The following is an 11,887-nucleotide window of genomic DNA, read 5'->3' as shown; positions in this document are numbered from 1 at the left end:
GCATCGTGCCCGCCGTTTTCCGTCCTTGGGTCGAACTCCCTTGCGATAAACCTGCGTGCGCGTTGCGGCGAGCCCCCGCCCCTCGTCCCAGCCTTCTCCCCGGAGGGGAGAAGGAGCAAACGGGCCGCGCGGGTTCGCCTCCTGCACGCCACCTCGCGCTTGAACCACGCAAGGTCCTGGACTTCTGGACTTAAAAGGCCACTTCGCCGAACACGCCGATCTCGTTGGTCTTCACGTTCTGCACGTGCGGCGGCAGCGGCGTGGTCACCGACTTGTCGCCCTTCTCGTGCTTCCACACACCGGCCAGCTTGAAGCCCTTGGTCACCTGGTACTGCAGGCCGACGTTGTAGTAGGTGTCCTTGGCGTTGTTGTCCAGGTCCTTGCTCAGCTTCGCTTCGTCGTAACGGGCGAACAGGGCGAGGTCGTCGGTCAGCGCCACGCTGCCCCACACCGACCAACCGTCGGCCTTGTCGGCCTGCGGCGTCATCACGTTGTTCCAGTTCTTCGCGGAGAAGTACTCGCCACCCACGCGGAACTGCTGGTTGACGTAGGCGATCAGGAAGTCGCCGCGCTGCGCGGTGTGGTCGGCACCCGCGGTCTGGGTCTCCTGGCCGCGGTGGCCGGAATAGCCGCCCAGCGCCACGGTGAGGCCGTCGAACGGCACGAAGCCCACGCGCGCTTCCACGTCCACGCCCTTGCTGCGGCTGGGGTTTTTGTAGCCGGCACCGTTCACCACCGACACCGCGTAGTTGAACATGTTGTTGGCGCCCACGTCGCCGAACGCATGCAGGCCCCAGTCCGCCGAGTTCGCGTACTTCAGGCGATCCGTCACGGTCGGTTCCACGTAACGGAAGCCATAGACGTTCTCGACGAACGGGATCCACGGCATGTCGGCCGAACCGATGCGGAAGATCGCCGCCTTGTCGAACTTGCCCTGCACGTAGGCCTTCTTCACGAACAGGTTGGTTTCGCCGTCGCTGCTGACGTAGTTGAAGTCGGTGGTCAGGTTGGCCGACCAGATGTCGTTGAACTTGTGGTCGATGCCCAGGTAGAAGCGCTTCACGTCCAGCCCGACGCCGTTGGCGGCGGTCTTGCCGGTATCGCTGTTCTTCTGGTCGATGTTGCTGAAGTCGAAGTACATCTTGCCCGACACCTTGGTGTCGTTGACCAGCTTGTCCAGCGCGTCCACGCGCTTGCTCAGCGCATCGCTGGGCGCGGCGGCGATGGTTTCCTGCTTCGCCTGCACCTGCTGCACGGTCTGGGCGGTCTGGCTCTGCGCCTCCGTCTGCGCGCTGGACTGCGCCTGCAGTTCGTCCACCTTCTCCTGCAGGGCGGCGAGCTGGGCCTTGAGCTGGGCCACCTCGTCGGCACTGACGGTGGCCGTGGCGGCCTTGCGATGCGTCGTCTTCTGGGCCGGGGCGGCGCTGGCCGCGAAACTGGTCAGGCCCAGACCGGCGGCGATCGCGAGCGCGAGCGTCTTCGAGTGCATGCATTTCTCCACTGTAGTGATGGCGGGATCCGCCTCGACCGTCCCTCGGGAGCCTGGGCGGCAGAAATCATTCGGGCTGCAAAGGCCGCCGTGCGGTGCATCTTTCCGCCGCTTCTTGCCCCATAGAACCACTATGGGGCGGCGAATCGTCGAAAACCTGCCCTCGCACAGCAGTCTTTTCGCCTCGAATATTCCTGCCGCCCAGGCTCCTGGCTGACGCCGGCCGGCAAGGCTCGAACGGGTCGCAGCATGCTGTCCGATCTTTGCGCTTGCATGCACATCACATGACAGAATGAAGACATGCCGCAGGATCATGCCGCCTGCCGGAAGCCGGGCGGCGGCTGATATGCTTCGCCGATGGACGTTTCGAACAACAGCATGGCGGGCCGCATGGCCACGCGCTTCCGCGGCTTCCTGCCGGTGATCGTGGACGTGGAAACCGGCGGTTTCGACGCCGAACGCGATGCCTTGCTGGAGATCGCCGCGATCACCGTGGGCATGGACGCGCACGGCTTCCTGTACCCGCAGGCCACCGCGCATGCCCACGTGGGGCCCTTCCCCGGCGCCAACCTCGACCCGCGCGCGCTGGAGATCACCGGCATCGACCCGGACAACCCGCTGCGCGGCGCCCTGGACGAGCGCCTCGCGCTGGAGCACGTGTTCCAGGCGGTGCGCACCGCCGTGCGCGACCACGGCTGCCAGCGTGCGATCCTGGTGGGCCACAACGCCGCGTTCGATCTCGGTTTCATCAATGCCGCTGTGCGCCGTACCGGCAACAAGCGCAACCCGTTCCACCCCTTCAGCTGCTTCGATACCGCCACCCTGGGCGGCCTCGCCTACGGCCAGACCGTGCTGGGCAAGGCGGTGCAGGCCTCCGGTCGCGCGTTCGACACCCGCGAGGCGCACTCTGCGATCTACGATGCCGAATCCACCGCCATGCTGTTCTGCGACATCGTCAACCGCTGGCGCCAGCTGGAAATGTTCGAGCGCGAGCGGGTGGGCCAGGACGTCGGCTGAAGCGCTCTTGCGCCAACCCTGTCATCCGCCTGCAACATTCATCTCATTTCATTGCAACACGCCACCGCTGCAATGGCGGGCACCGGGCACCGCCCCGTGCACCCCAAGGAGCCAACGTGTTGACCTCATCCCGTTCCATGTTCCGCCTCGGCGCGCTCGCCGTGTTCATCGCCGCCTCGCTGGGCGCCGTATCCGTGCAGGCCACCGACATCACCGGCGCAGGTTCGAGCTTCGTCTATCCCGTGATCTCGAAGTGGTCGGCCAGCTATGCCGAGAAAACCGGCAACCGCGTCAACTACCAGTCGATCGGCTCCGGCGGCGGCATCGCCCAGATCAAGGCCGGCACGGTGGACTTCGGCGCCAGCGACATGCCGCTGGACGAGGCCACGCTGACCAAGTTCGGCCTGGGCCAGTTCCCCGACGTGATCGGCGGCATCGTGCCGGCGTTCAACGTGGCGGGCGTGGCGCCGGGCAAGCTGGTGCTGGACGGCTCCACCCTGGCCGGCATCTTCCTCGGCAGCATCGCCAAGTGGAACGACCCGGCGATCGCCGCGCTGAACCCGGGCGTGAAGCTGCCCGACTCCAGGATCACCGTGGTGCATCGCTCCGACGGTTCGGGCACCAGCTTCAACTTCACCAACTACCTGTCCAAGGTCAGCGCCGACTGGAAGGCCAAGGTGGGCGAAGGCACGGCGGTGAACTGGCCGACCGGCATCGGCGGCAAGGGCAACGAAGGCGTTTCGGCCTACATCCGCCAGATCCCGAACTCGATCGGCTACGTCGAGTACGCCTACGCGCTGAAGAACCACATCGGCTACGCGCTGATGAAGAACGCCGCCGGCAAGGTGGTGGAGCCGAAGACCTCCAGCTTCCAGGCCGCCGCCGCCACCGCCGACTGGGCGCACGCGAAGAACTTCAACCTGCTGATGACCAATGCGCCCGGCGCCGACGCCTGGCCGATCACCGCCACCTCGTGGGTGATCATGTACAAGCAGCCTAAGAACGCCGCCAACAGCAAGGTCGCCTTCGACTTCTTCAAGTTCGCCTACGAGCACGGCCAGGAGCAGGCGCGCTCGCTGGACTACGTGCCGCTGCCCGCCTCGCTGGTGAGCCAGATCGAGAGCTACTGGAAAACCGAGTTCAAGCAGTAAGCATCGCCATGAAGCCCCTCCCCCTCCGGGGGAGGGGGTTGGGGAGAGGGTTCGGTTGACGCCAGAGCCTCCCCCTCACCCCAACCTTCTCCCCCGACGGCATGCCGTCGGGGGAGAGGGAGTCTTGGCATCATCGAACCTCAAGGCATTCGCCGGCCCCATGCCATCGTCCATTGCCACCAGCACGCCCATCGACGCCGACCAGCGCAGCCGCATCGACGCACGCCATGACGCATGGTTCCGCGGGCTGCTGAAGTTCTGCGCGCTGCTGGTGCTGGCGGCGCTGCTGGGCGCGGCGCTGTCCACGCTGTGGGGCGGCCGCGAGGTGCTGTTCAAGGATGGCTTCCATTTCCTGACCAGCGACACCTGGAACCCGGTCACCGACGACTACGGTGCGCTGGCGCCGATCTTCGGCACCCTGGTCACGTCTCTGATCGCCCTGGTCCTCGCGGTACCGGTGAGCTTCGGCATCGCACTGTTCCTTACCGAGATCGCACCGACCTGGCTGCGCGGCCCGGTCGCCACGGCGATCGAACTCTTGGCCAGCATCCCGTCGATCATCTACGGCATGTGGGGCTTGTTCGTGTTCGTGCCGTTCATGGCGGGCATCGAACCCGCGCTCAGCGACACGCTGGGCAGGCTGCCGCTGGTCGGCAAGCTGTTCGAGGGCCCGCCGCTGGGGCTGGGCCTGCTCACCGCGGGCATCGTGCTGGCGGTGATGATCCTGCCCTTCATCTGTTCGGTGATGCGCGAGGTGTTCCAGACCGTGCCGGTGCGGCTCAAGGAATCCTCCTACGCGCTGGGTTCGACGACGTGGGAAGTGGTGTGGGACATCGTGCTGCCCTACACCCGCTCGGCGGTGATCGGCGGCATCTTCCTGGGCCTTGGCCGCGCGCTGGGCGAGACGATGGCGGTGACCTTCGTGCTCGGCAATGCCTACAGCATCACCAGCTCGCTGTTGATGCCGGGCACCTCGATCTCCTCCGCCATCGCCAACGAGTTCAACGAGGCGGTGGGCATCCACCGCTCGGCGCTGATCGCGCTGGGCTTCCTGCTGTTCGTGGTGACCTTCATCGTGCTGCTGATCGCGCGCCTGATGCTGCGCCGGCTGGCGCGACGGGAGGGCAATTGATGGCCGCCTCCGTCTACCTGCGCCGCCGCATCGTCAATGTGCTGGCGCTGGCCCTGAGCGCCTGCGCCACCCTGCTCGGCCTGGTGTTCCTGGCCTGGATCCTGTGGGTGACGCTGAAGAACGGCTTCGGCGCGATCACCCCGCGCCTGTTCACCAAGATCACCGCCTACGCCGAGCAGGGCGGCCTGTCCAACGCCATCGTGGGCAGCCTGATCATGGACCTGATGGCGCTGCTGATCTGCGCGCCGATCGGCGTGCTCGCCGGCACCTTCCTCGCCGAATACGCGAACCGCACCAAGCTCGGCGCCACGATCCGCTTCCTCAACGACATCCTGCTGTCGGCGCCATCGATCGTGCTGGGCCTGTTCGTGTACGTGATCGTGGTGCTGCCGATGTCCAACCTCACCCACGGCAACGTGTCGTTCTCCGGTTTCGCCGGCGCAGTGGCGCTGGCGCTGATCGGCCTGCCGGTGATCGTGCGCACCACCGACGAGATGCTGCAGCTGGTACCCGGAACGCTGCGCGAAGCCACGCTGTCGCTGGGCATCCCGCAATGGAAGATGACCGTGCAGGTGCTGATGCGCGCCGCCACCTCCGGCATCGTCACCGGCGTGCTGCTGGCGCTCGCGCGCCTCGCCGGTGAGACCGCGCCGCTGCTGTTCACCGCCTTCGGCAACAATTTCATGACCGTGCACCCGCTGGACAAGATGGAAAGCCTGCCGGTGGCGATCTACCAGTACACCAACGACCCCAGCCCCGACCTGCACGCGATCGCCTGGGCTGGCGCATTGCTGATCACGCTGTTCGTGCTCGCGCTCAGCCTGCTGACCCGAATGCTGTTCCTCCGTCACAAGGTGCGTTATGACTGACCCCGCCGCGAGTGCTGCGAAAACCACCGCGGACTTCACGGCTGCCGCGGAAGCCTCCACGACGCGCACCAAGATCACGGTGCGCGACCTGCACTTCCACTACGCCGGCTCCCATGCGCTGAAAGGCATCGCCATGGACATCCCGGAGAAGCAGGTCACCGCGATCATCGGCCCTTCCGGCTGCGGCAAGTCCACCCTGCTGCGCATCTTCAATCGCATCTACGCGATCTACCCGAAGCTGGTGGCCAGCGGCGAAGTGCTGCTGGACGGCGAGAACATCCTCGACCCGAAGTATTCGCTGAACCGCCTGCGCAGCAAGGTCGGCATGGTGTTCCAGAAGCCGGTGCCGTTCCCGATGACGATCTTCGAGAACGTGGCCTACGGCATCCGCCACCACGAAAAGCTCGGCAAGGCCGACATGGCCGATCGCGTGGAGCAGGCGCTGCGTCGCGCCGCGCTGTGGGACGAGGTGAAGGACAAGCTCAAGCAGAGCGCGCTCGGCCTCTCCGGCGGCCAGCAGCAGCGCCTGTGCATCGCCCGCGGCATCGCGCTCAAGCCCGAGGTGCTGCTGCTGGACGAGCCCACCTCGGCGCTCGATCCGATCGCCACCGGCCGCATCGAGCAGCTGGTGGAAGAGCTCAAGCACGACTACACCATCGTGATGGTCACCCACAACATGCAGCAGGCCGCGCGCGTCTCCGACCGCACCGCCTTCATGTACCTGGGCGAACTGATCGAGTTCGACGTCACCGAGAAGATCTTCACCAAGCCCTCGAAGAAGCAGACCGAGGATTACATCACCGGACGGTTCGGCTGATCCATTGATGCCCCTCTCCCGCTCGCGGACGCGAAGAAGGGCCATGGATGGCCCTGCGTTGATGAGCGAGGAAGAGGGGTTGGGGAGAGGGCATGCTTTTCGCTCCGCCCGTTCCCTCTCCCGCCCTTCGGGCACCCTCTCCCGCAAGCGGGAGAGGGAACAAGACACGAGGCACACCATGAGCACCGGCAAAGAACACATCATCAAGAGCTACGACGACGAGCTGACCCGCCTCACCGGCGAGCTGGTGCGCATGGGCGAGCTGGCGGTGAGCCAGCTGGAGGCCGCGATCGACGTGGTGGAACGCCGCGACGAGCGCGCCGCCCAGCACGTGGTGGGCAACGACGACGCGATCGACCAGCTCGAACAGGAAATCAGCCACGACGTGGTGCGCCTGCTGGCGCTGCGCGCGCCGATGGCCGGCGACCTGCGCAACGTGTTCGCCGCGCTGCGCATCGCCGCCGACATCGAGCGCATCGGGGACTACGCCGCGAACGTGGCCAAGCGCTCGATCCCGCTGTCGATGGCCGCGCCGATCCACCCCACCAGCGGCCTGGCCCACCTCGCCGAACTGGCCGCCGCCGAGGTGCGCGAAGTGCTGCGCGCCTACCGCGACCGCGACGCCGAGCGCGCCTACCAGGTGTGGAAGGACGACGTGGAGCTGGACGACGCCTACACCGGCTACTTCCGCCAGCTGCTCACCTACATGATGGAAGACCCGCGCAACATCACGCCGTGCACGCACCTGCTGTTCATGGCGAAGAACATCGAGCGCATCGGCGACCACGCCACCAACATCGCCGAGAACGTGTGGTACCAGGTCACCGGCGAACCGCTCACCGCGCAGCGCGCCAAGCGCGACCTAACCGCGAACCCCGAGCTGCCGAAGCTGGGCGACCGCGACAACTGACACGTCGGCTCCCTCCCCTGCCTACAGGGGAGGGCCGAGTCGGGTGCTCTCAGTGCGCCCCGCCGGCCAGCTTCAGTCCCACGATGCCGATCAGGATCAGCGCCACGCAGGCCAGCCGCAGCAGCGTGGCCGGGTCGTGGAACAGCACGATGCCGAGGATCACCGCGCCCACCGCGCCGATGCCGGTCCACACCGCGTACGCGGTGCCGATCGGCAGCGATTTCGCCGCCAGCGCCAGCAGCACCACGCTCACCGCCATCGCCGCCAGCGTGCCCACGCTGGGCCACAGCCGGGTGAAGCCGTCGCTGTATTTCAATCCGATCGCCCAGCCGATCTCGAACAGTCCGGCCAGCATCAGCAATATCCAGGGCATGAGGAAACTCCTTGCAGACACGCAGGGTCGTCCCCGCGGGACCGGAAGCGCGACGGGTCGTCCCGCCGCGCCATGCGCGAGCCCTCAGTCCTCGCGCACCTCGCGCCGCCGCTGCGCACCGCGCGCGATGCCGTAGATGCCGATCAGCAGCCAGGCCAGCTGCATGATGAAGGCAGGCCAGTTGAAGCTGCCGAACAGCAGCGACAGCATCACGCCCACCGCGCCCAGCACGTTCATGAGCTGGTAGACGAGCCTGTTGCCGTGCAGCTTGTGGGCCTGCAGCAGGAAGTACGCCAGCAGCACCAGCAGCACGCCGATGTAGCCGGCCCAGTCGTACCAGTGGAAGGTCATCGCGATCCGCTCCTTTGACGCAGCGCCTCGAACAACACGACACCGGTTGCCACGGAAACGTTGAGGCTTTCCATCGCACCCGGCATCGGGATCTTCGCCGTGAAATCGCAGGTCTCGCGGGTGAGCCGGCGCATGCCCTCGCCCTCGCTGCCCATCACCACGGCCACCGGCCCCTTCAGGTCGATGCCGTAGATCGACTGCTCGGTGTCGCCGGCCAGGCCGGTGACCCACACGCCGGCATCCTTGAGCACTTTCAGCGTGCGCGCGAGGTTGGTCACCGCGATCAGCGGCACGCGGTCGGCGCCACCGGCCGAAGCGCGGCGCACCACCGGGGTGAGGCCCACCGCGCGATCCTTGGGCACGATCACCGCGGTCGCATTCGCCGCCGCCGCGCTGCGCAGGCAGGCGCCGAGGTTGTGCGGGTCGGTGACGCCGTCCAGCACCAGCACCAGCGCCGCGCTGCCAGCCTGCTCCAGCAACTCCGGCAGGTCGCCTTCCGTCGCCATCGCGGGGGCTTCGTACAACGCGGCCACGCCCTGGTGGCGCGCCTCGCCGGCGAGCTTGTCGAGTTGCTCGCGCGGGCGATGGTGCACCGGGATCTTCAATGCCTTGGCGCGCTCGGCCAGCTCATGCACGCGCGGGTTGCGCTGGCCGTTCTCGACCAGCAGCTCGCACACGCGCGCGGCGTCGTTGTTGAGGGCGCCGTCGACCGGGTTGATGCCGACGATCCAGTGTTCGTTCATCGCTTGCCTTTGGGTTTCGGTGGGCGCGCGGCCGGTTGCTTCGCGGCACGCGGCGCCTTCGGCGTGTTCATGTGCTGCTTGCCGTCGCTCTTCTTCGCGGCCTTCTTCGCCACCGGCCCGGACGGATGCGCGGCGGCAGGCGGCGGATTATCGCGCGGCGACGGCACCGTGGGCGACACCGGCTGCTCGCGCCGGCCGAACATGCGGCCGATCGCCTGCGCCGCCTTGCCCACCATGCCCGGTGCCTTTGCCTTGCTGCCGGGCAGCGAATAGCGCTCGCCCGTCGCTGCATAGTCGTAGGCGTTGCCAGTGCGCGCCGGCGCCGCCGCGGAGGCACGCGGCGCCACCAGCCGGAAGTCGATCTTGCGATCCTCCAGGCTGGCGCGCAGCACCTGCACGCGCACGTGGTCGCCGAGCCGGAACTGCGCCCCGGTGCGCTCGCCCTTCAAGAGGTGCCGCTGCGGATCGAAGTGGTAGTAGTCGTTGCTGAGCTGGCTGATGTGCACCAGACCCGACACCTTGGACTCGTCCAGTTCCACGAACAGGCCGAACGAAGTGACGCCGGTGACCAGTCCCGCGAACTCCTCGCCCACGTGCTTGGCCATCCACGCGCACTTGTAGCGCTCGTCCACGTCGCGCTCGGCTTCCTCGGCACGGCGCTCGCGCTGCGAGCAGTGCACCGCCATCGTGGCCATCTGCGCCGGCGTGTACTCGTAGCCGGAAGGCTTGCCGCCGGTGAGCGCGTAGCGGATCGCGCGATGCACCAGCAGGTCCGGATAGCGGCGGATCGGCGAGGTGAAGTGCGCGTAAGCCGACAACGCCAGACCGAAGTGGCCGCGGTTGTCGGGCTGATAGGCCGCCATGCTCTGCGCGCGCAGCAGCACGCTCTGGATCAGCTCGCGCTCGGGGCGCTCCTGCATCATGCGCAGCACGTCGGCGAAGTCGGCCGGGGTCACCTCCTCCACCGGCGGCATGCGCAGCTTGAACTCGCGAAGGAACTGCTGCAGGTCCTCGTACTTCTCCGCCGGCGGCGGCTCGTGGGCGCGGAACAGCGCCGGGATCTTCTTCTTTTCCAGGAACAGCGCAGCCTGCACGTTCGCCGCGATCATGCATTCCTCGATCAGCTTGTGCGCGTCGTTGCGCGCGGTGGCGCCGGCCGACTCCACCTCGCCACGCTGGTCGAGGCGGAACTTCACCTCCGGCGTCTCGAAGTCGATCGCACCACGGCGCTTGCGTTGTGCCGCCATCGCCTGGTACAGCGCGTGCAGGTTTTCCAGCTGCGGCAGCACGTCGTGCACCGCGTCGAGGGCGCCGGATTCGCGCAAACCCACCGCCTGCCACACCTGGTCGTAGGTGAGCCGCGCATGCGAGCGCATCACCGCCGGATAGAACTTCGCCTTCGTCACCTCGCCTTCGGCATCGACCAGCATGTCGCAGACCATGCACAGCCGATCCACCTTCGGGTTCAGCGAGCAGATGCCGTTGGACAGCGTCTCCGGCAGCATCGGCACCACGAAGCCGGGGAAGTAGGTGGAGGTGCTGCGCTCGAACGCTTCCTTGTCCAGCGCGCTGCCCACCGGCACGTAATGCGAGACGTCGGCGATCGCGACGACCAACCGCCAGCCGCCGCCGCGCTTCGGTTCGGCGTACACGGCGTCGTCGAAATCGCGCGCGTCGGCGCCGTCGATGGTGACCAGCGGCAACTTGCGCAGGTCGATCCGACCCTCGCGCTCGGCCGCGGAGACCACGGGCTCCACCTCGGCCGCCGCGCGCAGCACTTCGGGCGGCCATTCGCGCGGCAGGTCGTGGCTGGCGATCGCCATCTCGATCAGCAGCGAAGGCTGCAGGCGCTCGCCCAGCACGGCACGGATCGCGCCCAGCGGGCCGCGGTGAGGCGTGGGCGGATCGGTGATCTCGGCCACCACGATCTGGCCGGCGCGCGCGCCCTGCGTTTCGCCCGGCGGAATCATCACGTCCTGGTGCAGGCGGCGGTCGTCCGGCGCCACCAGGGTCACGCCGTTCTCGACCACCACGCGGCCCACCAGCCGCGGCGAACGGCGCTGCAGCACTTCGGCGATCGCGCCCTGGCGACGACCGCGCCGATCCACGCCCACCACGCTCGCCAGCACGCGATCGCCGTGCAGCACGCTGCGCATCTGCTGCGGCGAGAGGTACAGGTCCTCGCCGCCCCCGTCCGGGCGCAGGAAGCCGTAGCCTTCGGCATTCGCCAGCACCACGCCGGGAATCAGGTCGAGCTTCTGCACCGGCGCGTAGCCGCCGCGCCGACCCAGCAGCAACTGGCCGTCGCGCACCATCGCGCCCAGGCGCTTGTGCAGCGCGTGGAGATCGTTCGCGTCGTGCAGTTCCAGCGCCTCGGCGATGCGCGCTTCGGTGAGCAGTTCGCCGCGCTCCTCCAGCAGGGTGAGGATGGCCTCGCGGCTGGGGATGGGACGCTCGTAGCGCTGCGCCTCGCGCTCGGCCTGCGGGTCGCGCCCGGCGCCGGCGCGCTTGCGCTGGCCGGCGGCCGCGTCCGCATGCTTGCGGGCGGATGGGGTTTTGCTGGCCGGCGCGCGGCTGTCCGCGCGCTGGCCGTCCTTGTTCTTCTTGGTCACGAAATTGCCTTGTGTGGATGGCCGCGCTGCGCACGGTGCAGCCTGATGAGTGGGGCCGTCGACAAAGTGTTGACAGAACCCGGAGTGATCCCTAATCTACGCGGCTCACGCAGCCCGCAAGGCTCGCGCGACACCTGCCCAGGTGGCGGAATTGGTAGACGCACTAGTTTCAGGTACTAGCGGGTAAAACCGTGGAGGTTCGAGTCCTCTCCTGGGCACCAATTGTAGACGAAGCCCGCAGCGATGCGGGCTTCGTCGTTTCTGGGGATTTGGTCGGGCGCTTGGTCTGCACTTAGGGAAACTCTGATTTTGCCCCGTGGTCGAAGCTCGACCTGAGGACGGATGTTACGCGATGACGCCGAAGCAGATGAGCCTGTCGATGGAGCACGACGCCGGTTTCGAACGGCACCGCAAGGCGACGCG

The 11,887-nt window shown here is 67.4% G+C and carries 11 protein-coding genes and 1 tRNA gene; 7 read left to right on the top strand and 5 right to left on the bottom strand.

Annotation, left to right across the window (positions count from 1 at the left end; translation table 11 throughout):
* Positions 1 to 190: 190 nt before the first annotated feature.
* Positions 191 to 1,489 (bottom strand): porin, encoded by a 1,299-nt coding sequence (locus tag B0E52_RS09050; RefSeq protein WP_077483511.1) that lies wholly within the window; start codon positions 1,487 to 1,489, stop codon positions 191 to 193.
* Positions 1,490 to 1,846: 357 nt separating this feature from the next.
* Here B0E52_RS09050 and rnt point away from each other — a divergent pair, with 357 nt between their 5' ends.
* The 6 genes from rnt (at position 1,847) to phoU (ending at position 7,385) form a co-directional block, all read left to right on the top strand.
* Positions 1,847 to 2,506, top strand: coding sequence for a ribonuclease T (gene rnt / locus B0E52_RS09045; RefSeq protein ID WP_077483510.1), 660 nt, complete (start codon positions 1,847 to 1,849; stop codon positions 2,504 to 2,506).
* Positions 2,507 to 2,643: 137 nt separating this feature from the next.
* Positions 2,644 to 3,657, top strand: a complete 1,014-nt coding sequence (gene pstS / locus B0E52_RS09040; protein ID WP_077483509.1) for a phosphate ABC transporter substrate-binding protein PstS — start codon at positions 2,644 to 2,646, stop codon at positions 3,655 to 3,657.
* A 160-nt stretch (positions 3,658 to 3,817) separates the two neighbouring features.
* A complete protein-coding gene (gene pstC / locus B0E52_RS09035; protein WP_077483508.1) occupies positions 3,818 to 4,789 on the top strand; it encodes a phosphate ABC transporter permease subunit PstC in 972 nt (323 codons plus the stop codon).
* Complete coding sequence (pstA, locus tag B0E52_RS09030; protein ID WP_077483507.1) at positions 4,789 to 5,658, top strand: phosphate ABC transporter permease PstA; 870 nt, start codon at positions 4,789 to 4,791, stop codon at positions 5,656 to 5,658. The genes pstC and pstA overlap by 1 nt, the downstream gene beginning before the upstream one ends.
* Positions 5,651 to 6,475, top strand: coding sequence for a phosphate ABC transporter ATP-binding protein PstB (gene pstB / locus B0E52_RS09025; RefSeq protein WP_077483506.1), 825 nt, complete (start codon positions 5,651 to 5,653; stop codon positions 6,473 to 6,475). The genes pstA and pstB overlap by 8 nt, the downstream gene beginning before the upstream one ends.
* Positions 6,476 to 6,653: 178 nt before the next feature.
* The gene (phoU, locus tag B0E52_RS09020) at positions 6,654 to 7,385 is read left to right on the top strand and encodes a phosphate signaling complex protein PhoU (RefSeq protein WP_077483505.1); all 732 of its coding nucleotides are present in this window, start codon (positions 6,654 to 6,656) and stop codon (positions 7,383 to 7,385) included.
* A 49-nt stretch (positions 7,386 to 7,434) separates the two neighbouring features.
* On the opposite strand, the gene sugE is transcribed toward phoU, so the two are convergent.
* The 4 genes from sugE to rnr all read right to left on the bottom strand — a co-directional run bounded on the left by sugE (position 7,435) and on the right by rnr (position 11,299).
* Positions 7,435 to 7,758 carry a quaternary ammonium compound efflux SMR transporter SugE gene (gene sugE / locus B0E52_RS09015; RefSeq protein WP_077483504.1) on the bottom strand — a complete coding sequence of 108 codons (324 nt, stop codon included), beginning with the start codon at positions 7,756 to 7,758 and terminating at the stop codon, positions 7,435 to 7,437.
* A gap of 84 nt (positions 7,759 to 7,842) precedes the next feature.
* Positions 7,843 to 8,109, bottom strand: coding sequence for a hypothetical protein (locus B0E52_RS09010; RefSeq protein WP_077483503.1), 267 nt, complete (start codon positions 8,107 to 8,109; stop codon positions 7,843 to 7,845).
* Complete coding sequence (rlmB, locus tag B0E52_RS09005; protein WP_077483502.1) at positions 8,106 to 8,852, bottom strand: 23S rRNA (guanosine(2251)-2'-O)-methyltransferase RlmB; 747 nt, start codon at positions 8,850 to 8,852, stop codon at positions 8,106 to 8,108. Before rlmB ends, B0E52_RS09010 begins: the two co-directional genes overlap by 4 nt.
* Entirely contained in the window at positions 8,849 to 11,299 is a 2,451-nt protein-coding gene (gene rnr / locus B0E52_RS09000; protein WP_254426756.1) for a ribonuclease R, read from the bottom strand. The genes rlmB and rnr overlap by 4 nt, the downstream gene beginning before the upstream one ends.
* Positions 11,300 to 11,600: 301 nt before the next feature.
* Here rnr and B0E52_RS08995 point away from each other — a divergent pair.
* A tRNA-Leu gene (locus B0E52_RS08995) sits at positions 11,601 to 11,685 on the top strand.
* The last annotated feature ends 202 nt before the right edge of the window (positions 11,686 to 11,887 follow it).

Origin of the sequence: Rhodanobacter sp. C06 (genome assembly GCF_002001105.1) — a bacterium.
Classification (GTDB): domain Bacteria; phylum Pseudomonadota; class Gammaproteobacteria; order Xanthomonadales; family Rhodanobacteraceae; genus Rhodanobacter_A.
This window is presented reverse-complemented; position numbering and strand designations above follow the sequence as displayed.